Origin of the sequence: Dietzia sp. 179-F 9C3 NHS (genome assembly GCF_045369825.1) — a bacterium.
Lineage (GTDB): Bacteria > Actinomycetota > Actinomycetes > Mycobacteriales > Mycobacteriaceae > Dietzia.
This window is the reverse complement of sequence record NZ_JBIQES010000006.1, coordinates 17,264-37,302: the sequence shown is the minus strand read 5'-3', so window position 1 is coordinate 37,302 and position 20,039 is coordinate 17,264. Positions and strand designations below refer to the sequence as shown.

Annotated in this window: 23 protein-coding genes; 10 read left to right on the top strand and 13 right to left on the bottom strand. The window is 68.6% G+C overall.

What is annotated here, in order from left to right:
- Positions 1-33: 33 nt before the first annotated feature.
- The 4 genes from dnaG to ACH0BZ_RS08815 all read right to left on the bottom strand — a co-directional run bounded on the left by dnaG (position 34) and on the right by ACH0BZ_RS08815 (position 4,367).
- Positions 34-1,857, bottom strand: coding sequence for a DNA primase (dnaG, locus tag ACH0BZ_RS08830; protein ID WP_406897791.1), 1,824 nt, complete (start codon positions 1,855-1,857; stop codon positions 34-36).
- A gap of 46 nt (positions 1,858-1,903) precedes the next feature.
- Positions 1,904-2,635 (bottom strand): hypothetical protein, encoded by a 732-nt coding sequence (locus tag ACH0BZ_RS08825; protein WP_406897790.1) that lies wholly within the window; start codon positions 2,633-2,635, stop codon positions 1,904-1,906.
- Between the two features lie 238 nt (positions 2,636-2,873).
- The gene (gene mihF, locus ACH0BZ_RS08820) at positions 2,874-3,221 is read right to left on the bottom strand and encodes an integration host factor, actinobacterial type (RefSeq protein ID WP_406897789.1); all 348 of its coding nucleotides are present in this window, start codon (positions 3,219-3,221) and stop codon (positions 2,874-2,876) included.
- 96 nt (positions 3,222-3,317) lie between these two features.
- A complete protein-coding gene (locus tag ACH0BZ_RS08815) occupies positions 3,318-4,367 on the bottom strand; it encodes a DUF4268 domain-containing protein (protein WP_406897787.1) in 1,050 nt (349 codons plus the stop codon).
- Between the two features lie 133 nt (positions 4,368-4,500).
- Between ACH0BZ_RS08815 and ACH0BZ_RS08810 the strand changes: the two genes are divergently transcribed.
- From ACH0BZ_RS08810 to ACH0BZ_RS08800, 3 genes are all read left to right on the top strand, one after another.
- On the top strand, positions 4,501-5,529 hold the full coding sequence (locus tag ACH0BZ_RS08810; RefSeq protein ID WP_406897785.1) for a hypothetical protein: 1,029 nt from the start codon (positions 4,501-4,503) through the stop codon (positions 5,527-5,529).
- Positions 5,516-5,761 (top strand): hypothetical protein, encoded by a 246-nt coding sequence (locus ACH0BZ_RS08805; protein WP_406897784.1) that lies wholly within the window; start codon positions 5,516-5,518, stop codon positions 5,759-5,761. Before ACH0BZ_RS08810 ends, ACH0BZ_RS08805 begins: the two co-directional genes overlap by 14 nt.
- A 135-nt stretch (positions 5,762-5,896) precedes the next feature.
- Complete coding sequence (locus tag ACH0BZ_RS08800) at positions 5,897-6,175, top strand: glutaredoxin family protein (protein WP_406897783.1); 279 nt, start codon at positions 5,897-5,899, stop codon at positions 6,173-6,175.
- A gap of 68 nt (positions 6,176-6,243) precedes the next feature.
- Here ACH0BZ_RS08800 and ACH0BZ_RS08795 read toward each other — a convergent pair whose 3' ends face one another.
- Positions 6,244-6,402, bottom strand: a complete 159-nt coding sequence (locus tag ACH0BZ_RS08795) for a hypothetical protein (protein WP_406897781.1) — start codon at positions 6,400-6,402, stop codon at positions 6,244-6,246.
- A gap of 148 nt (positions 6,403-6,550) precedes the next feature.
- Between ACH0BZ_RS08795 and ACH0BZ_RS08790 the strand changes: the two genes are divergently transcribed.
- Genes ACH0BZ_RS08790 through ACH0BZ_RS08780 form a run of 3 tightly spaced genes read left to right on the top strand, consistent with a single transcriptional unit; the run spans position 6,551 to position 8,568 of the window.
- Positions 6,551-7,135 (top strand): hypothetical protein, encoded by a 585-nt coding sequence (locus tag ACH0BZ_RS08790; RefSeq protein ID WP_406897780.1) that lies wholly within the window; start codon positions 6,551-6,553, stop codon positions 7,133-7,135.
- 27 nt (positions 7,136-7,162) lie between these two features.
- Positions 7,163-8,401, top strand: coding sequence for an ArdC-like ssDNA-binding domain-containing protein (locus ACH0BZ_RS08785; RefSeq protein WP_406897779.1), 1,239 nt, complete (start codon positions 7,163-7,165; stop codon positions 8,399-8,401).
- Complete coding sequence (locus ACH0BZ_RS08780) at positions 8,398-8,568, top strand: hypothetical protein (RefSeq protein ID WP_406897778.1); 171 nt, start codon at positions 8,398-8,400, stop codon at positions 8,566-8,568. Before ACH0BZ_RS08785 ends, ACH0BZ_RS08780 begins: the two co-directional genes overlap by 4 nt.
- A 45-nt stretch (positions 8,569-8,613) precedes the next feature.
- Here the strand turns inward: ACH0BZ_RS08780 and ACH0BZ_RS08775 are convergent, their stop codons facing one another.
- A complete protein-coding gene (locus ACH0BZ_RS08775) occupies positions 8,614-8,997 on the bottom strand; it encodes a hypothetical protein (RefSeq protein WP_406897777.1) in 384 nt (127 codons plus the stop codon).
- 118 nt (positions 8,998-9,115) lie between these two features.
- Here ACH0BZ_RS08775 and ACH0BZ_RS08770 point away from each other — a divergent pair, with 118 nt between their 5' ends.
- Positions 9,116-9,940 carry a hypothetical protein gene (locus ACH0BZ_RS08770; protein WP_406897775.1) on the top strand — a complete coding sequence of 275 codons (825 nt, stop codon included), beginning with the start codon at positions 9,116-9,118 and terminating at the stop codon, positions 9,938-9,940.
- A gap of 88 nt (positions 9,941-10,028) precedes the next feature.
- Here ACH0BZ_RS08770 and ACH0BZ_RS08765 read toward each other — a convergent pair whose 3' ends face one another.
- From ACH0BZ_RS08765 to ACH0BZ_RS08755, 3 genes are all read right to left on the bottom strand, one after another.
- The gene (locus ACH0BZ_RS08765) at positions 10,029-12,296 is read right to left on the bottom strand and encodes an exonuclease domain-containing protein (protein ID WP_406897773.1); all 2,268 of its coding nucleotides are present in this window, start codon (positions 12,294-12,296) and stop codon (positions 10,029-10,031) included.
- A gap of 127 nt (positions 12,297-12,423) precedes the next feature.
- A complete protein-coding gene (locus ACH0BZ_RS08760) occupies positions 12,424-13,197 on the bottom strand; it encodes a hypothetical protein (protein WP_406897771.1) in 774 nt (257 codons plus the stop codon).
- A 217-nt stretch (positions 13,198-13,414) separates the two neighbouring features.
- Positions 13,415-14,017 carry a hypothetical protein gene (locus ACH0BZ_RS08755; RefSeq protein ID WP_406897769.1) on the bottom strand — a complete coding sequence of 201 codons (603 nt, stop codon included), beginning with the start codon at positions 14,015-14,017 and terminating at the stop codon, positions 13,415-13,417.
- 257 nt (positions 14,018-14,274) lie between these two features.
- On the opposite strand from ACH0BZ_RS08755, the gene ACH0BZ_RS08750 reads away from it, so the two are divergent.
- The gene (locus tag ACH0BZ_RS08750) at positions 14,275-15,057 is read left to right on the top strand and encodes a hypothetical protein (protein WP_406897768.1); all 783 of its coding nucleotides are present in this window, start codon (positions 14,275-14,277) and stop codon (positions 15,055-15,057) included.
- Between the two features lie 149 nt (positions 15,058-15,206).
- Here the strand turns inward: ACH0BZ_RS08750 and ACH0BZ_RS08745 are convergent, their stop codons facing one another.
- Both ACH0BZ_RS08745 and ACH0BZ_RS08740 read right to left on the bottom strand, forming a co-directional pair.
- Positions 15,207-16,232: a hypothetical protein gene (locus tag ACH0BZ_RS08745; protein ID WP_406897766.1), complete on the bottom strand. Its 1,026-nt coding sequence runs from the start codon at positions 16,230-16,232 to the stop codon at positions 15,207-15,209.
- Positions 16,229-17,026 carry a hypothetical protein gene (locus ACH0BZ_RS08740; RefSeq protein WP_406897765.1) on the bottom strand — a complete coding sequence of 266 codons (798 nt, stop codon included), beginning with the start codon at positions 17,024-17,026 and terminating at the stop codon, positions 16,229-16,231. Before ACH0BZ_RS08740 ends, ACH0BZ_RS08745 begins: the two co-directional genes overlap by 4 nt.
- 152 nt (positions 17,027-17,178) lie before the next feature.
- On the opposite strand from ACH0BZ_RS08740, the gene ACH0BZ_RS08735 reads away from it, so the two are divergent.
- Both ACH0BZ_RS08735 and ACH0BZ_RS08730 read left to right on the top strand, forming a co-directional pair.
- Entirely contained in the window at positions 17,179-18,447 is a 1,269-nt protein-coding gene (locus ACH0BZ_RS08735) for an AAA family ATPase (RefSeq protein ID WP_406897764.1), read from the top strand.
- Positions 18,444-18,791 carry a hypothetical protein gene (locus ACH0BZ_RS08730; RefSeq protein WP_406897763.1) on the top strand — a complete coding sequence of 116 codons (348 nt, stop codon included), beginning with the start codon at positions 18,444-18,446 and terminating at the stop codon, positions 18,789-18,791. The genes ACH0BZ_RS08735 and ACH0BZ_RS08730 overlap by 4 nt, the downstream gene beginning before the upstream one ends.
- Here the strand turns inward: ACH0BZ_RS08730 and ACH0BZ_RS08725 are convergent.
- Positions 18,788-19,108 carry a hypothetical protein gene (locus tag ACH0BZ_RS08725; RefSeq protein WP_406897762.1) on the bottom strand — a complete coding sequence of 107 codons (321 nt, stop codon included), beginning with the start codon at positions 19,106-19,108 and terminating at the stop codon, positions 18,788-18,790. The genes ACH0BZ_RS08730 and ACH0BZ_RS08725 overlap by 4 nt on opposite strands.
- A 112-nt stretch (positions 19,109-19,220) precedes the next feature.
- Entirely contained in the window at positions 19,221-19,904 is a 684-nt protein-coding gene (locus ACH0BZ_RS08720) for a DUF6882 domain-containing protein (RefSeq protein ID WP_406897761.1), read from the bottom strand.
- Positions 19,905-20,039 lie beyond the last annotated feature (135 nt).

The following is a 20,039-nucleotide window of genomic DNA, read 5'->3' as shown; positions in this document are numbered from 1 at the left end:
CTTTTCGGCCTGCACAACAGGGGGGCGCCAGGACTAGAGCGCCTGCAGCTCCCGCCATTGGGCGCGCAGCGCGTCGTACTCGGCCATGAGGGACTGCCAGTCCTGCCCCACCGAGTTGTCCATGCGCTGCTGCACTGCCTGTAGGCGGGCCCAACAGCGCGCCTTCGCGGTCCTGCGCAGCAGTCCTGGCACATCTGCTGACGCCGGGGGGTCGCTGAGCCACACCGGTGTCAGCAGTGGGTGAGCCGTCTCGTCCAGGACCTCGAACATGGCGTCGTTCCACACGCGCGCGTCCTCGGTGTCCGGGGCGGGTCGCCCGGCAGGGAACATCGCCGCGGAAGCCTCGACGACCTCGGCGAGCTGGGCGCCGATCACCCCGGCCAGGGAACCGCCCCCGTACCAGCAGGCGTCCTCGATCTGATCTGGGTCGTGGATCAGTAGCGCCGCGACAGAAAGCTCGGCCTCACTGGGGCCGACCCTCGCCGCAGGCTGCGGTTGGGCCTGTGTGGGCCGGAGGGCTGCCGTGGTGGCCGCGCGGCCGCGCGCGGGCAGGTCGGAGACTTCGATGCCCACCCAGTCGGCGGCGAGCCGGGTGTACTCGCGGACCAGGACGGGGTCGGTGACTTCGGCCAGACGGCGGGCCACGGCGTCGCGGGCGCCAGCCTTCTGCTCGGGGAGCGACAGGTCGTAGGCGGCGATGTCGGCGCGCAGCAACGTGCCCAGGAGGGGTTTCCGGGATTCCACCAGCGCCGCCAGTGCCGAGTTCCCCGCCGTGGAGCGCACATCGCAGGGGTCGCCCTTGCCCGGCAGACCGCTCAGGTCCAAGCAGGTGATGGTGCTGGTGAACCGCTGCACCGCCAAGAAGGTGCGCCAGGCGGCCGCGCGGCCGGCGTCGTCGTTGTCAAAGCCGGTGACGACTTCACCGCCGTCTCCGATGCGGGCGGCGATCAGATCCGCATGAGCGTCGGTCACCGCGGTGCCGCAGGGCGCGCACGTGTTCTCCAAGCCGGCGTCGACCATGGCCATCACGTCGGTGTAGCCCTCGACCAGGATCACCTGACGGCGGCGCAGGATGTGTCGACGGGCCAGGTGCAGCCCGAACAGCACCTCGTGCTTGGTGTACAGCGGAGTGTCCCGGGTGTTGAGGTACTTCGCTCGCGAGGTCCCGTCGAGATCCCGTCCCGCGTACCCCACCAGACGCCCCTGGGCGTCCCGCAACGGCCACAGCAGCCGATCGTGGAAAACGTCGTACCAGCCCCCGTTGCGGCCACGGCCGGTCATGCCGGACTCGGCCAGCGCCTCGGGGTCTATCTCGCCGGTCACCGTGCGGTGTAGTCGGCCACCGCCTGGGTTGAACCCTAGTTCCCATAGGGCTGCGTGATCTGCCGTGAAGCCGCGGTCTGCCAGGAACCGGCGGGCCGGCAGCGCGTCCGGAGACTCGAGCAGCCACGCATGCAGCAGTGGCTGGCAGCGATTGAGCGCGTCCCTCAGCGGGGCTCGAAGATCCGGGGTGTCGGCCTGCCCGTCCGGTTCGGGCATCGCCAGGCCGACACGACCCGCCAGTGATTCCACAGCTTCGCGGAACGTCAGGCCCCCGACGTCGGTGAGGAGGCTGATGGCGTCGCCGTCGGCGCCGCAGCCGAAGCAGTGGTAGCGCTGCGAGTCGGTCGAGACGACGAACGACGGGGTCTTCTCGGCGTGGACCGGGCACAGGCCCTTGAGCCGGCCCGCCCCAGCCGGTTTGAGGTCGGTGTAGTCGGAGGCGACGTCGACGAGGTCGACCCGGTCGCGCAGAGCGGCCAGGAACGCCTCGGGTAGACGCGCGGTGCGTGGCCGCCCCGTGAAGGTGTCGGTCACGGGAAGGGCTCCCAACTAGCGGGGTGGGTGCTGCTACCGCAGAAGCCTAGTGCCCACCTCGGCGAGGTGTGTTGCGGGCGGCGCGGCGCTGACGCTGCCGGGCTTTCTCCCGGTCCCACCAGTCGCGCCGCGTGGCCCGCCATTCGTCCTCATCGGCCCGCCACGCCGAGTATCTGTCCTGTCGCGCGGCCGCCAGAACGTCCCAGTCCACGGGCCCGGCCTCGAGGGCTTTACGCAGCGACTTGCCTCCGCGGGATGCGGACTTGAGCTCGTTGGGGCCCCAGGCCGGACAGCCGTGAGCGCGTAGAGCATGCAGCGAGGCGGGGTCGTCTTCTATCCAGGCCAGGATCGGGTTCTGTTCCGCGTACCGCTCCTGCCAGTTCCACCAGTGCCGCAGCTTCACCTCCACCGCCGGCCGCGGACCGTCCAGTACGAAGTGCCGGAACTGGACAGGCCCCATCGGCACGTCGTAGCGCTCGAACCAGCGCAGCGTGCGTCGTGCGTGCTGCTCGGGGCGGGTCGTCGAGTACGCCAGGTCGATGTCGAGCTCGTCGAAGATGCGTCGCGCGGTAACCAGCCCGGCCTTGATCGGCTTGGCGCGGCCGAAGTTCTTGTGGAACTCCTTCCACTCCTTCTCCCGGCTCGTCGGCGCCTCGATCAGGTGCTCAAACGGGCGCATGTCGGCTAACACGCCGTCGATGTCGAACACGACGGCCGGCCCCGGGTCGTGGAGGGGTTCCTTCCAGGGAGTGTCGGCGTAGTGAGACGGAGAACCCACGGTGATGCCCCTTCGCCCCAGTCCGACAACGGCCCACGTTCAGCCAGTACCTGGCACACAGTATGCGTCACCGCGTCGCGCCCCTCACGGCACCCCACCGAAACACCACTGCGTCCAGTCCCCCTCGTGGCCAGGATTAACACCGTAAACCTGCGGGGGCGAGGAAATGAGAGGGGCCGTCTCGGTCGCCGGTCTCCCCGGCACCCGAGACGGCCCCTCTTACGTGGACCTCAGCGACTCAGCCGTCCTGGCCGGTGTGCTCCTTGATCGCGTGCACCAGCCGCCGACGCTGATCATGGCCCAGGCCGCCGAGCCGACGGTTCTCGGCGATGCTGCACCGCTGCATGAGGGAGGCGGCCTTCGTTACGCCGACACCACGCATCGCCTGCAGCAGGTCCTGGGTCTTGGTCTTGTTGATCGCCTCAGCGTGCTCGGCGTACGGGCCGAACTCGCCTTCGACCAGGGAGGCGACGTTCACCTTGCCCGCGGCGATGTCCTTCTTGAGCGCTGCGCGCATCTTGCGCACGGTCGCCGCCTTCTCAAGTGCCTGCTGACGCTGCTCCGAGGTGAGGGGGGGAAGAGGCATGTTCTCTCCATTCCTGTTCTCCGATGCGGTGCTGGTCACCGCGGTGGAGTCATTGTCCCAGCAGGTCATGCCGGTGTGCGGTTCCAGCGCGCCGCGCTAGAGGATGGGCGGCGAGGGGTCGGTGTCACCGACCCAGTCCTCCTCCCCCGGCGCGTCCGGCAGTTCCTCCTCGAGGTACGTGCGAGCGGACAGGGCCGCGGTCCTCAGATGCGAATCGAGGACGTCGTACATGGCGATGAGCGTGCGCTCGCACCACTCCTTGGTCTCGGCGCGGTCGTCCTCGTCGTCGAGGTTGACGGTGCGGACGGCGGCGATGCGGCAGGCACGCTTGGTGTCCAAACGCTCCCACTGCAGCGGCCCGGCCCCGATCCTCTCCTCCCACCGTTCACGCTCAGCGGCGAGATCATCGAACACCCGCTTCGTCGGCGCCTTCTTCTTGAGGTCGAGGTACACCTCGGTCCGAAGCTCGTCGAACGCGAAGTTCAGCCGCCAGTTGCCGAACGGGCCGAACGCGAAATCCGACCAGTTGAGCAGCCGCCGGGCCGGGATGTTGATCCCGCGCCTCTGCGCGTTGACAGCGGTCAGCACTTCGTTGATGAACTCCTGTCGGACCGCGTTGAGCGGGTTCGTCGACTCCGCATCGCCCGAGGTGGACTTGACCGCCTTCTGCCAGTTGTTGGGGCGAGAAACCACGGTGAACACCGGTGCCCGCGTGGAGGCGTCCCCGATCTGCACCACCGACACCTCCACCCCGAAGAATCCAATGCTGCTGTCGGTGCGCTCGTTGAGCCAGTCCATGGCACTGCGGTGGTCCTCACGGAACCGGGTGGAGATCCACACCACCACGGAGGCGTTCAACCCGGCCGCGTACACGACGCTCTGCCCCAGGTGCAGGTGGTTGGTGGGCTCGAGCTGGTTCTCGATGACGACCGTTCGGCCGTCCTCATCCTCGGCCTGGATGTCGAGCTTGAACTCCCCGACCTGCACCTCTGTAGTCACCACTGACAGGGACATGCCGAGCACGTCGTCGAGCACGTCGATGTTCTCCGCCAGCCACGGAGTGAACGCTCCGGACTCCGTCGGCCACACGTCCCGTATGTCCCTGATGCGCTGCACACGCCCGAGATTGCTGCTGTCCAGTGCCATGCCGCGCACCCTAGCGGGAGGCCGGCGACCCCGCAGCGACAACGCTCGGAGGCTGCCTCTCGCCCGACGGGCCCCGGCATGCCCCGCAGATACGATCCCGGCAATCGTCGATCACGCTGGGAGGTACAGCGCCATGTGCAGGTGCGAGGACGACGGGGGCCGCAGGTGCCCCAGCCAACGCGACCCGGTCCGCAGGGCGATCGCCGTAGCCGCACAGCTCGTCGCACGCTGGGACAAGCGCCACCAGGAAGCGCTGGCCCGCGGCGACCAGGAAGCCGCGGACAAAGCTCTGGACAGGTTCGTCGCCGCGCTCGACTCCCTCGGCGAACGCGAAGGCCGCGTCCGCGATGCCCTCCGCGCGGCCATCCCGCCCACGCGGGCTGACGAGTACACCACCGACCGGCTCCGCGCCATGGACGTCGACGAGCTCGGCGAGGCCCTGGCCGGCCTCAACGACGACCCCATCGCCGCGGACCGGGTCGTCGCCGAGATGGTGCGCCGTGACGACGAAAACCAACAGCTTCACGACCGGCTGAGCGTCGAAGCCATCGCCGGCATGGACGACTTCGACCGCTACACCGCGTGGGTGCGCACCGCCGAGCACCCGGAGTTGCGGGCCCGGATCGAGGACCAGTGGCGCCGCGAGGGCGTGAACCCGGCCGCAATGACCGGCACCGACCCCTTTGCTGCGGACAGCGCCGACGACGGCCCCGACCTGTCCGATGAGGACCGCCAGCGTCTCGCCGAGGGCTGGCAGACCCTGTCCTGGCGCAAGTACGCGGCGCTGGAGGAGTCACTGATCACCAACCCGGCGCACCGCACCAGCCTGGAGGAGATCAAGGCCCGCGGCACCATCAAGGAACTCGAGAGCGAACTACGCCAGGAGTACAGCCAGTACCTGGAGGAGCTGCACGTGCGGGCCGAGGACGCCTGCCGCGGCACCCTACTGAACCGCAAGGGCACGGCCCGGCGGGTCGACCCCACCGCGATCCTGCGCGGCAACGTGGTGATGCTGCGCGCCTACGCCTCCGAGGAACTGCGCTCCTTCCTGGCCAAGGAAGGCGGCGGCGTCTCGTACTCGCGGTGGCTGTCCGAGCACAAGCAGTCCGCGGACGCGCCGACGTCGCAGCGCCGGTTCGAGGACCGCGATGTCGTCGCGTAAGCCGGCGAAGGTCCAGACGTTCCGGGACCGCCAATACCCGGCCTCGCTGCAAGAGATCCTGGACGCCCAACAGCAGGGCGCCCAGGCGGTCAACGACAACCTCCCGCCGGTGGTCTGCCCCTACCGCGGGACCGGTGAGCAGGAAATATTTTTGGCCGCGATGTGGCACCGCGGCTACCGGCACCGCCAAGACATCATCCGGGCCGCGACCAGCGGAGACGACCCCGACTAGCACCCCTTTCCGGAAGGGTATCGACGAAGGGATACTGCATCCCCCATCCGCCAAAAATGCCCTATACGCAGGCAAAACGGTGCGCTACTGTCGTCGTCATCGGAGAGCCACACGACCCGGAGAAAGGACCCCGCGATGCGAATCATCATGGCGACCACCACCCACTGCACCCTGTGCCCGCAAGTGATGAAGCGACTGGACAAGCTCGGGGTGGACTACGAAGCCATCGACATCGCCGTCGATACCGGAATGTACGACCTCGTCGTCAACGACCTCGGTCTTCGCCAGGCGCCCGCGTTCCTGCTCCTCGACGGCGACGACCCCGCCACCGCGACCGTGCTCGACCACCTCGGCGCCTACGACAAGGACCGGCTGCTCGAGTGGCAGACCCGCACGCTCAGCGTCGCCGCCTGACCTGACGACCCCGCCCCTGGCCCGGCCCCGAACCACTCCGGTTCGGGGCCGTTCGGCGTACGTCTCCCCTAGCGCAGCTCGCGGGCGATCGCGCGGCGCCGCTGCTGGGACCTGCTGCCCTTACGGCCCCGCCGATCCCCACCCGGCCGGGCAGTGGCAGCCGCGGCCTGGGCACGCCGCGAGGCCAACTCGTCGGCCGTGGCCGCGCGGGCGGTGACGATACTCATCGCTCCTCCTAGTTCGCTCGTCGATCCACTGGCTACCCATGCTCCCCGCGCTCTGGCCGGTTGCAGCAGTCAGAACACTCCCGGGGCCGGCATGCTCGCGTGCGACGATGACAGGCATCGGAGAACCACCCCACCGCTGGGAGAGACGATGACCGACGCGTTCACCGCCCTGTGTCGACAGCGAACCGACCTCGAAGCGCGCCTCGACAGCGCACGACAAGTGCTCGACGACCGGTCCGGCGCCTACAACGCCACCACCGATGGTCTCGCCGAAGCACTACGCCGGTGGGAGACCAGCACAGGCCAGCCCCCCGCCGAACAGAGAGCACTCCAAGAGCAGTACCTGAACGGCGAACGCGCCGCAGCCACCGAGTACGCCACCAGAGCACGACGTTGGGGCGCCCAGCCACACGACGGCCCCCTGCACGCCCTCCCCTGCGGAGACGACCCGCAGCTGACCGCCCCGATCCTGCGGCATCGCCTCATGGGCACGTTCCGCCTGTCCCCCGACCCCGACACCAGCAGCCGACTGACACTGCTCCGCGTCGCCGACGACGGCACCCGTACCCGCCGCACCTTCGACTACGGCAGCCACATCGACGCCAAGCTCCGAGACGAACTCACCCTCGCCACCGTGCTGCGCCACCTCATGCGAGCCGCCGGCAACCACGAACGGATGCTCGCGCTTCTCGGTGAGACCGCCGGCCACTTCATGCCCGCCCTGACCCCCTAGCCCCCCTTCGAGGAAAGGACCCCGACCGTGTGCCTGTCCAGCAAGGAACCCAACGGGCCGAAGCAGTGCCCCAGCCACGCCCGCGCCGCCCAGGACAGCGCCGCCCAGCAGGTCGCTGTCCTGGAGAAGGACTACGACGACACCGTCACCCAACTGCAGGCGCAGATCCCCGACAGCCCCACGGTCGAGCAGCTGGTCGCCTTGTACCCGGAGAACGAGGACTTCATCCGCCACATGCAAGAGCAGGGTGAGTCCGTCGGCCTGCACCCCGAGTGGACAGACGAGGACGGCCGGCCCCTGCTGATGGTCGGGAAATCCCAGGACGAGGACGCCGCCCCTGCCCCCGGCGCGGAGACCCCGATCGACACCACCACCCCCATGAAGCCAGAGGAGCGGCCGGTCTCCTTCGCGGACATGGACCGAAAGGAACGCGCAGAAGCGATCCGCGCCGAGATCGACGACGCGATCGCCGAGCTCGGCACCGCCGACGGCTGGCAGAAGTTCATGGACTTCCGGTCCCAGTTCACCTCCTACAGCCTGACCAACGTCCTGCTGATCCAGGCCCAGTACCCCAACGCAACGATGGTCGGCGGCGCCAAGTCCCGCTGGAACAGCCTTGGCCGCAACATCCGCAAGGGAGAGAAGGCGATCTGGATCAACGCGCCCTGCACCCGGCGGATCAAGGAAACCGACCCCGACACTGGCCAAGAGAAGACCGTCACCCGCACCACCGGGTTCAAGCCCGTGCCGGTGTTCGATGTCTCCCAGACCGAAGGCGACCCCCTCCCCGAACAGCCCACCTACACCACCACCGCACTGTCCCCCGGACAGGCACCACCCGGCATGAAGGAAGGCCTCGAGTCCGACTTGAAGGCCAAGGGCTACACCGTCAGCTACGAGAACACCGGAGACAAGGGCGGCTGGGTCGACTTCCGCGCCAAGCAGGTCGTCATCGACTCCCGCGCCAACGACCGCGAGCAGGCCGTCACCCTCGCCCACGAGCTGGCCCACGTCGAACTCGGGCACGGCGAGAAGGTCAACCAGTACCACCTCGGCAAGGGCGGCAAACGCGGAGACATGGAGGTCGAAGCAGAATCGACCGCCTACGTCATCGGCCGCCACTACGGCATGCGCGACCACTCCAGCCGCTCGTTCTCCTACATCGACGGCTGGGCGAAGGGTGACAAGGAGAAGGTCCGCAGGTCCGCCGAAGCCGTCGTCGGAGCCACCAGCCGCATCCTCGACCGGCTCGGCAAGTTTCAGTGACCATCGACAAGGAGACCAAGATGGGCACCACCCCCACCCGCCGCTACGAAGCCACCGTCACTGACCCCGATACCGGTGACAAGCACACCTTCACTGCCGCCACCGAAGATGCCCTCGAAGACGCCATCGAGGCCTACTTCGGTGGCGACGACGCCCCCGACACCTAGCCTTCGGTCCTCTGTAGGTGTTGGCAGCGGCGACGCCCCCGACGACTATCCCGTCGCCGCTTTCGGCAGCAGGTGCGCCGAGACCGTCTGCGCGGCCTCGGTGATCTGGTCGGCCAGCACGGTCAGCGACCTCAGCCAGGAGGCTGCGCGCCTCATCGCCTCGGTGTCGACCTCGACCATCAGCGACGACGCCAGCGCGCCGTAGCGCACCGTGACGAACAGGCAGTCGCTGAGCACCTCCCCGTCGGGGCCGCGCTGGTAGAACGGTTCGACGTGCACGGGAATGTCGCCGAGCAGCCACGCGGAGGCGTCGTCCACCTCGGTGATCACGTCGAAGAACTCGTGCAGGTTCTGGGGAGCGGCGGGCGGCGCCTTCTCGGCGCGCTCGCTGAGCACTGCTGCGGCCAGGGGGATGTCCACGGAGTACATGGCAGGGTCCTCTCGTCGGGGTCGGACCCTCACCGTCTCAGCGGCCGCCGCCGGTGCAGCAGGCCGCCCATCGCCCAGTTCCCGACCGCATCTGTCTCCGCAGCCGCATACTGGCTGCATGGACGAACCCACCCCATCCCTTGTCGTTGATGCCGTCCGACGAAGCCTCGCCGAGCACGGCGTGGAACTGCTGCACGAGAAAGTCGCCGCATGGTTGCGGTGGATCCAGGAACACAGGCGTGACCAGGACAACAACCGTGGCGGCCCCGCGACCAAGGACCTCGACGCCCACGAGTGGTGCCACCTGATCCTGTACGTGCACGAAGCCGCCCCCAAGGGGCCGGACAGCCTCACAACGGACGATGCCCGCAGCTCAGTGGCCAGACTCGTCGACAAATGGCTGGGCATCCACTACTGGAACCTGCTCTGTTTCGCCGACACGGACGACTTAGACGACGACACGGACGACTTAGACGAGGAGGACGACGAGCCCGTCACCATCGTGCTGCCGCTGGCGGTGTTCACCAAGGCACTGGCCGTGATGTCCCTGGTTTCCGCGTCCACCAACGCCCTCATCTCCGCGTGTGTGGAGGCCCACGGTGCGCCGCCTACCTTCAGCGCGACCGATCCCATGGCGATCGAGGACTACCCCGAGCTCGTCGAGATGCTGGCGGTGCAGACCCGCATCAGCCAACTGACCTCGGTCTCCAGCATCATCGCCGGGCTTATCCGAGATACCGCGGGAGACATCGAAGTCCAGGACAGCCTCGTCGAGAAGATCATCGAAGAACTCCAGAGGTTCTGCGACCTGGATGTGGTGCGCGACCTACACGCGACACCTCTCGAACCCGCGTTTTTGGGAACAGTCAGAGATCTGGCTGTCCGTTGCGCCGACACGGTGGTACAGCTCGGCGATGCGCTGGAGATGGCGGACCTCGCCTGATCCGCCAGAGCCGTATCGGAGGCTCCGTGGCTGCCTGCAACGCACCCGGCCGCCAGAGGCAGGTGCCGAAAACACGCGTCTCGCTGCGTCACCCCGTGAGGGGAAGGTCGAACAGTCCGCCGTCTGTGGTCGGCGCGCCGGGGGTGTCGGGCTGGATCCGGGCCACATCCTGCTCGGTGAGGAGCTGCCCGGGGTCGAGGGCGTCCATCGCGCGGGTCAGGCCCACGTAGGCGAGCATCAGCTCGGCGTTGTGCTCGTCCTCGTCGACGCCCGGCATGGGGGTCTCGATCTGCCAGTTGCCGTTGATCCGCACCCGGGGAAATTCGAGCCCCTTGGCCTTGTGTGCGGTGGAAGCGATCAGGGCAGCCCGTGACCGGGGAACCAGGTTCTCCATCGCGTCCCGCACCACGTCCAGGCCGTGGTCGTCGACGAGCTCCACGAGGGTCTTGAGCTCGGAGACGCCGGGGCTGTTCTCGACGTACTCGGTCAGGTCCGACCAGGTGCTGAACGCGGCCAGGGACGGGTCCTTCGGGGAGATGCCGGCCTGTAGCTGCTCGGCGGAGTCGCAGAACCGGAGCGCCGCGGCGCGGTCTCCCTCGAGCGCGGTCGCCTTCCCTGCCTTCTGCGCGGCGATCACCTCGGCGATCGCATCAGCGTTGGTGCGGCATAGCACCGCATCGACCGGCTGGTCTGTCGTGATCAGCCGGGACTGCTTCGCGGGGTTGCCGCGCACCCGCATCGTCTCGCCCAGCTGCTGCAGGTAGGTGTTGGCGGCGGCGGCGATGGTGTCACCGAACCGCCACGACTGGGTCAGGGACCGCTCGACGGCGTCCGGCACATCGTGCAGTGCGTCCCGGGCCCCGGTGAAGCCGTAGATGGCTTGGGCGCTGTCTCCGACCATCACCCGCTGCAGATGGGACTGTGCCAGGACGATCTCCCGCAGGATCGGGTTGAGGTCTTGGGCCTCGTCCACGATGAGGTAGTCGCCGTCGCGGCCGACCCTTGGGGCGGTGTCGGCCCACATCTTTAGGTAGTGGTCGTGCTGGAACTGCACCTCGAAGCGTTGTGGGTCGAGCACCAAGCGCCACGCCCGCCGCGCGAGCGGCAGTACCTGCTCGATCATCTGATCGCGGGCCAGGCCGTCGACGCCCACCTGGTCGGGCACGTGATGCGGGCCGATGCCCTCGTCAGTGGTGCGGCAGAACTGCTCCAGGGTGCGTAGCGCGAGCCTGGTCATCACGTACTCCGACAGCACGCGCGGACCAGCTCCCCCTGTCGGCAGCCACAGCTTGGTGGCGCCGAGTGCGTCGATGGTGTCGCGCCAACGCGGGCGCGGCGCGTTGAGCTTGCCCAGAAGGGCGGCGTGGGGGCCGGTCTTGAGATGGCGGAACGCCAGCGCGTGCGCGGTGGACGCCTCCACCGACTGCGGGAACCGGGACTTGGCTTCGCGGGCGACGGAGGCGTTGAACGCCAGGTACAGGCCGCGTCTCCGCGGCCGCCGAGAGGCCTCGAGGCGGGCTAAACCGAGAACCGTGGATGTCTTTCCGGATCCGGCGCAGGCCGACACCGTCAGCTGCTGCCCCTGCTGGAACACGTCCACGATGTGAGCCTGCTCATCGGTGGGCATGTGCCCGCCGAACGCGGCCTTGGTCTGCTCATTGGTTGGCGGCGGCGGGTCGAGTGCCGGCGGGCCGGCGACCGTGATCTGCTCTCGCGGCACCGACGCGGCCGCCGGCGGAAGAGTGTCCAGGGGTTCGAGGTCGGTGAGGTTGCGCCGCTGCATCATCGCGGCGAGCAGGAGCCCACAGGCGTGCGCGTCGTCCAAGGCGCGGTGCGAGTTGACCGCGGGGAGATCGAACTCGTCAATCAGGTGGACGAGCTTGTTGGAGGGCATCCGGAACTGCTTGCGGGCGGTGGCCAGGGTGCAGACCCCCTGCCAGGTCGGGGCGGTTTCGCCGAGGCGCTGGTACTCGGCGGTGAGGAACCGGTTCTCGAAGGCCAGGTTGTGCGCCACCAGACCACTACTACCGACGAAGGTACGGAACTCGGCGAGCACCGTCGCCAGCGGCGGCGCGGACCACACCTGTTCTGGCGTGATCCCGTGGACGCGCTGTGCGGCCGGGTTGAGAGGGACGTGCCGACCCGGATTGGCCAGGGAGGAAAAGCGGTCCATGGCTGTCCCGTCCGCGGCGAAACGGACTGCGGCGATCTCGATGACGCGAGCGACGTCGGCAGTGCCCGTGGTCTCGACGTCGACCGCCACGAACGGCGCGCGGGTCAGGATGCCCGGCTGTCCGGGTTTGGGACGGCGCACGGTCCGTTGGGTGATGATGGGCGTGGCGTGCTCAACATTCATAGTGGGCTACTCATCTGGGGTTGTTGCCTGCGGTCTTCTCCGATGGGGCACAGGGTAACCCCAGGGTGTGACACCGCCCGCTCGCGCTAGTGGTCACCGTCTGGTCTGGTGGTGGCCCAAGTAGGGCTTACGCGGCGAGACGCTTCACCAGGGTCTGGCGAGACCAGCCGATCACCTCGCAGATGTACTTCCGTGTCGCTCCCGCGCTCAGCAGCGCCTCGGCCACGGCCGCCCGGTCGGTGGGGGCCACTGCGGGAGGAGGGGTGTTGTTGCGCCACGCCGCCAGGCACCGTTCGATGACGATCTCGTCGACGAGATCGTCGTCCTGCCTCTCGGGGGAGCTCGTGTGGGGTACAGCGTCCGGATCGTCGATGCTGTCCTCTTCCCACGCCAGGGCAGGCTGCCAACCACGCCGTTCGGCCAGTCGCTGCGCCCGCCTGGATGGACCCTGTTGGAGCTGCAGATCGTTGAACACGGCGGCGATGCGGCGGGCTGCCGCTGCGGTCAGACCGGCGTGCTCCTGGTTGAGGAACCAGTTGAGGTGGTTGTAGGCCCAGTTGCACCGCTGCGCGAGGTCGGTCTGGGGCCATCCGGCCGCCACCAGAGCCTGGAGTCGTCGGCGGCTGCCTACACCGTTGACCACGGCGTCGTCCGGGGCGTCGCGATAGCCGAGATGAACGCTGTCGATAGAGAGGGCGAGCAGGTTCGTGGCGTGGCGGCGGGAGATGACGAAACCGTCGCCTCCGGGGTGTGCGTGGATCCGTTGGACGACGCAGTCGGAGGTGCCGAGGCGGGCCGCGATGTGGCGCAGAGGCATCCCTGCGGCGACGAGCTGGCGCAGGTGCTGCTGGGCTTTGTGCCCGTCCACGTAGCTGGATTCCCAGCGGCCGTAGAGGACCATGCGCTTTCGGTGTGCTGCGTAGTGGGTCGCGCAGCGTCCCCGTTTCTCCGGGCGTCGTTCGCAATGGTCGTGAAGGCATACGGGGCGAGGTGAGGTCATTGGTGGGCTTCTTCTGGTTCCACGGGTCGGTGAGGCCCCGTCATAGGGGCTGGGCGGGACTCATGGTCTCAGCCACTCTTGCCGATGCAGCACTGCGTAACTGCTGGCTGGAGTGGGTTTAGAAGATGTGGGTGATGTTGCTGTCGATGGTGGCTACCTGGGTGTGGTCCTTGCCCCAGCGGGTGAGGACCGTCGCGGCGGTAGCTGCGTCGACGGGAGTCCACAGGGTCATCTCGCGCATCTGTGTCTCCTTGCCGACGTAGGGGACGGCGCAAGCGGGGAGCAGCATAAGGCTGTAGGTGGCGGCATTGGAGCGGTAGGCGACCACGTCGAGGTCCGACAGTTCTGAGTAGCCGTAGGTGCGGGCTAGGTTGCCGGTCTCGGTGATCCACCACCTGCCGGCGGGATCGTTGAGTCTGTCGCGCTCGGGCCCCGGTAGTACGTCTTCGGGCCAGGTGCGGCAGTACTGGGAGGCTGCTGTGATCGTCATGCCGTGGTGGTTAACGAGGTGCCTAGCTGCGTCCCGTCGCGCGATGGCCGAAGTCGTCCAGGTTGGCGCCCCCGCTTCGGGCACCCACGTCTCGGCGAGCGTCGAGAGGATGTGCTCGAGATCGGCGTCGAGGGTGTCAGCGTTGTCGTGGGAGTCGATCGCTGCCGCCAGTGCCCCCAACGTAGCCAGGTGGGGGTCGCTGTCTCCGACCGTCAGCACTGAATCCGGCACGACGATTTCGGCCCAGAGTCCGGAACGCGGGCTGTACCCCCACTGTCCGCGGTAGGAGTTGATCTCAAGAGGGTGTGGCAGGTGCATGGAAGTCTTTCCGACAAGGGGCGGTGCACTGGCGACGGTATCGGCTGCACATGCCGGTGTGCGGTTCTGCTGCACGCGGTTGGACACGGCCACGCGTTGACCGTTGGGTTCGACGCGGGCGGGGCCTAGACTGTAAGGCATCGGAGACGGCCTACGGGATGGAGGATCGGATGACGCAGACAATGTCGCGTGCGGAAGCGATTCGTGCCGCCCAGGCCGAGCGCGCCCAACGCGCCGAAGCGGAAGACCGTGCCGCGGAGTACGCGGCCGCGGCCAGTCCTGGGAAGCGACCTAAGGCCGCGGCCAAGTCATCCTCGGTGAAGGTGGACCGCCCTCGGTCTACGTCTCCTCTGGTTCGTCTGATGTCGGGTGCCGCTCTCGTGGCCATCGTCGGCGCCGGGGGCTGGACCGTGGTGTCCATGAGTGGCGGCAATGAGCCGATGTCCGTTGAGGATCAAGCGTCGGCCTCAGCCGGTGAGGCTGATGTCGCGCCGGTTGTGCGTCCCTCCGCTCCTGTGGGGCCGCAGTCTGGCTTCGATTCGGATGCGATGGCCACCCTGGTCTCCAAGCGTGAGGCTGAGGCCGAGAAGCGCAAGGTGGAGGCAGCCAAGGAGAAGCGGGAGAAGGAAGAGCGGGAGAAGGCCGAAAAGGAGCGTCGCGACCGTGAGGCCGCGCAGCGGAACGCCGCGGCTCCCGCGCCGGCCTCCGCCCCGGCTGCCGCGCAGGCCCCCGCCCCGGCTGCCGCGCAGGCCCCCGTGTATCAGCCGCCGGCCCCGGTGTATCAGCCGCCGGCTCCGGTCTACCGCGCACCGGCTCCCGCCCCTGCCCCTGCCCCGGCGCCAGCCCCCGCACCGGCCCCCGCGCCGGCTCCCGCCCCGGCCCCTGCCCCCGCGCCGGATGTGCGTCTAGCCCCGGTCGCGCCTCCGGTGGTCAAGCCGGTTCAGATCCGCTGATCACGTCAAGACGACGCCGGCGGCGCCTCCTGTGCAGAGGCGCCGCCGGCGTCGTCTAGGTGATGCGTGTGGGGAGGCCCGCCCCTCGGTCGAACCTCCCCACAACACCCATCGTGATACTGCCTCTCCAGGCTGACACGGCTTACCGATCAATGTGCCGGTTCGCCGGGTTCCGTGAATACCGTCACGGTCGTCTTCGAGGGACGATTCGAGTGGAGCGACGACCCGGGCGTGGGGACCTGCTGGTCATGGCGAGCTACTAGCGGCGCCGCCAGCGCATCAGCAAGTGCTGTCAGGAACCGGGAGGCCAGAAGGTCGGTGTGGTCGTCCAGGACTGTGCCCGGCTCCCAGGCCGGGCGTTCCTGCTGGCGTCGCTCGAGGCCTGCGTCCATCACCGCCTTCCGCGCGGCGGTCTGGCTGTGCCCACTGCCAACTCGGTGCAGACTTTCCCCGTTGAACATCAGCGGAGGCAACTGCTGGTGGCCCAGCGACAGATGTTCACGGACCTGGGCGTCGAACGAGGCGTCCCCGGTGCGGCCCCACCGGCCGGTCATGTCCGACAGATCGAGAACCCTGACGACGTCGCCGACGTCGGGCAGGTGTTCACGGAACCAGGCGACCGCCCTCAACGGCGCCGGCGTCGCGGTCTCATCGGCCAGGGTCGGTCCGGTGACAGTGCCGGTGCGTAGCAGGGGGTACGGCAGAACGAGCATGCCGTCTGCCGGTAGGGCTGAAAGTGCGGCCGAGTCGGGTTCGCGGTAGCGGGTCGTGTCCACCAAGGCCGCTAGCGCCGCCTGGCAGGGCGGGCTGAGAGTGTAGGTGGCCCCGTAGCGGATCTGATCAGAGCGGGTCTTACAGAGGCGAGCCACGTGCCGAGCAGTCGCCGACAGCCCATCCTGCGGCGGCGCCGGCAATGACGTGAGAGCGAGTCCGTGTCGGGCTGCGAGCCACTTCGGCATGATCTCGGCGATGTCTGCGCGGGCCCCTCCGCCGGTGGCCTTCCACCACTGCAACGCCTGCTGCTGTTCGGGCAGGTACCGCATCAGCGCTGCCTGATCGGTCGTGAGCCAGTCGGCGAAGGCGTGGGCCCATGCCGTCGCCTGCCGTGCAGCGCGGGGCGAGCTCCAGCGGGCAGTCTCGTCACCGCGCGCCATCTGTGCCTGCCAGCGGCTCACTGGTATCCCCCCGGCCCGTACGCGGTGGCCAAGGCGTCGGTGACGGCGCCCGGAAGAGCCTCGAGCAGTGACTGTGCGTCAGCGGTCAGGGTTGCGACTCCGTCGGGAAGGTAGCCAGGAGCCTCCTCGTCGATCGAGATCCACAGCAGCCGCACGCCGGCAGCATGCAGCTCCTGGATCGCGTGCGCCGCGCGCTGAGGGGACTGCAGCACGCTGTCGGAGATGATGACCAGGAGCCTCGAGTCGTCCGGGTAGTGGTCCAGTTCCAGTCGAGCCCGGAGGAGGTCCAGCACTTCCGGTAGAGCGCCGGAGTGGTTCACAGCGCCGGGCTCGGCGGTCTCGAGCGTCGGAACATGCGTGGTCGATCCGGATTCGATCAGGTGGGCAGAGGTGTCGAAGGTGGCGAGCGCGACAGTGCTGCGCGCCTGCCGGGCACGGGCCGCGGCGGCCTCGACGACCCAGGCGGCGCCCATCGCGGCGTCGAGCATGTCGTGCATCGACGGAGAGTGGTCGATCGCGATGCCCAGGCGCAGCGCGGGGGCGCGCAGAGTTCGGCGCCGCTTTCGTTGCCATGGTGTCGCGGTTCGGGGAAGGCCGAGCTGCGCCTGCGCGTCTGCCTGCATCGCCTGTTCGAGGTCAAGTCGGCCCGGCGGCACGGCCTGGGAGACGGTGGTCTCGTCCAGTCCCCGGTCGCTGGCCCGGTCTAGGCGGTTCGCGACGAGGGTCACCGCATCGAGCTCTGCAACGGTGGCCGTCCTGGTCGGGTAGTGGGTGGCGGGAAGTCGCGCGGTCACAGCTGGGTTCCTTCGGGTCGGAGGCAATCGGGTGTTGCCAGTGATAGTGCCTGTGGGGTGTGCCGACTGTGGTGCCACAGCGCCAGCAGGGCCGCGCATACTGGGCGCCACACGCTAACCCACCCCTGCGACACGACGAAGGATCCCACCCGATGACCACCACCCTGGCCGCCTCTCACGACACCCTTCCCGTTGCCTGGTGGCTGCGGAGGGGGACGCTCCGCCCTGGATCGGATGATCCGATCGGGATGCTGCTGTGGCGAGACCCCGAGGCCGGCACTCAGCTGGTGGCCGCGCACCGCAGTCGGTCCGGAGTGCTGCTGTCGGCTGACCATTCGGTGCTGATGAATGAGGCCCGTCAGGCGTTCACCGCCGCGACGCCAACGCAGGCGTACTCGGGGGTTACGCAGGTGGCCGTCGAGGGCGGTAGCCCGACCTATGACCAGCTGCTGGCTCTGATCGAGTCGCCACCGGCGAAGGGGGCGCTGTACGCCGACGTGGAGGCCAACGCAGACGCGGCGCTGGCGCACACCGCTTCACGTCCTGCCCCGCAGTCGGCATCAAACCCCGCCCAGCCTTCTGCGCCGGCGGAGGTCGCCGATCCGGTGGTGCTTGCCGACGGCCGGATCTACCAGCCTCGCCCCATCGCTGGTAGCACTGACGTCCAGCTGCTGCGGCAGGCGCGCGGCGCCCTGTTCACACGGATCGTTGGCACGTCGGGCAACGGCAAGACGATGCTGGCCCAGGCCGCGTTCGGAGACGACCTCATCGTGGTTGAGGGCCACGGAGCGTTGTCGGTCGACGACCTGGTCGGCAAGTGGGTCCCGCGGGATGACGGGCCGGGGTACCGGTTCGCCTACGGCCCGCTGGCAGAGGCGATGCGTCAGGGCAAGGTGCTGCTGATCGACGACCTGACACGTGCACCCTCCGACACAGTCAACGTGCTCATGGGGCCCGCCGACGACCGTCGCATGCTCGTCATCGACGCGCTGCCCGACGAGCCGGTTCTACACGCCGCCGAGGGCTTCCACATCGTGGCGACCTATAACCGCACCGGTGTCGCGGTCCGCCCCGTCGACGAGGCGATTATGCGACGGCTCCCACTCGAGATCGAGGTAACGACCGACTACGGTCTTGTCTCCTCGCTTGGGGTCGACCCGCGTCTGGTGCAGGCTGGCAGGCTGCTCGCCGCGCGGGCATCGTCGGCCCGAGACGCCGGCCGCCCCACGGTGTGGGCGCCACAGACCGATCATCTACTCAAGGCGCAGAAGGCACTCGACATGGGGCTCGGCGACCATGTGGCCGCGTCGATGCTGCTGGCGGCCTGCCCTGAGCCGCAGCACCTGCCGCAGGTTCGTGACGTCCTCATCGAGGTGTTCGGGCACGACGTCGGACCCCTGGTGCAGCAGGAGCAGTCGTGACCGCGCTGCCCCGATGGATGCTCCCCTCACCGCAGCCAGCGGACTCGGCGGAGCAGAAGATGCTGATAGTCACCGTCAGCGGAGACGGCGGGACGTCGGCTGCACGACGGGTGATGACGGCCGTCTACCTGTGGGCGCGGCACGCTGGAGTTCCCCCGCCTGAACTGGGGAAGGCGCGGCGGTACGGCCCGCATGTGGCGGTGCCGTTCCGCGAGACCCCGGCGATCGCGGCGAGCGAGCAAGCGGCAGCGGAGATCAGGGAGCTCTTCGACTCCGGCGGAGGATCCACCCTGCTGGGAGCGAACGACACCGGAGCTCACGTCCGGGAAGTGTGGTGGGGCTAGACCACGACCAGGTCGACGAACTGCATGTTCGCCACCTGTGCTGCCGCGGTCACGCCCCCGGTTCCGACCAGTAGATCCAGCTCCTGGCGGCCGAAGACCCGCTGCATCGGCTGTGCGTAGGCGCGACACACATCAGCCCATGGCCCCGCAGTGACGATCCCATCGCGGAAGACCACGACCACGCCATCGTCGTAGCGCAGCGCGGTGCGGATATGGCCAGTGGAGACGTAGCTGTCGCTGGTGCCAGGTGAGATGGAGAGGTCGTTGGCGCCGGCCTCGTGAGCGCTGTCGTCCGCCGAATCGAGCCGGATGATCATGGAGACACCTACCGTGCAATCCCTGGGCCGTGAGCACTGCTCATCATGCCTGCTCGTAGGCGGCGCGGCCAGAGGTGCGCGACTATCCGGCGCCGTCCAGTCCCCGCGCGGTTCAACTAGCGGTGGTGTGCGTCAGCTGCCCATCGTCGGTGAAGTGGGCGGTCACTGTCCAGCCCTCTCGCCAGGTCAGCCTCATGGCGGTGCGGTCGCGGCGCTCCTGCCGGGTCAGGTGCCGCAGGGCCGCGTAAGCGCGCACTGCCCGCCGGGCGTCCGTGGGCTGCACCGTCCATGTCGAGGGGTCCAGCGTCTGGCGGACCGTGGTCGGGGTGGGCGCGGGCAACTCGAGCGCTGGGTGCCGCAGGGCCGCGTGCATGACCATGCCGTCTACGCCGAAGGCGAACGACGTCCACCAGCGGTGAATGGACGCGGCTCCGACGACGAGGCGGCGGGCGTCTCCAGGTTCGAGCGCCAGCCGTGCAGTGGTGAACACCGGCATGTCGCGGGCCTGACCGAACTGGCGGGCCAGGTCCGCCTGGATCCGTCGGGGCGGGGTCACGTTGGGGGATGCCCAGCCCCACTCCCAGGTGCCGTCCTTGTCGACGCCGATGATCTGGGTGTCACAGTCCAGCGTCCGGCGGCCCTCGAAGTGCGAGGTGCCCATCTCGGGATGGAGCCGCCACCGCGGGGTGGAGCCGATCAGCGAGACGAAGTGCAGTTGGTGTTCGTGGGCGTAGAGGCACCCTCGATCGACGGCGTCGGCGAGAGTTCGGCGTTGGGGTGCGGCGGTGGTGGTCACAGCAGGGGTCCTTTGTCGGGAACGGCCTCACTGGTGAGGGTAAGGGGCGCCCGTGCCGCGGAGTCTCCGCGCTTGCCTTCGCTGCGTACAGCGCAGAAACGCCCCGCACCAGATTGGTGCAGGGCGCTTCATCCC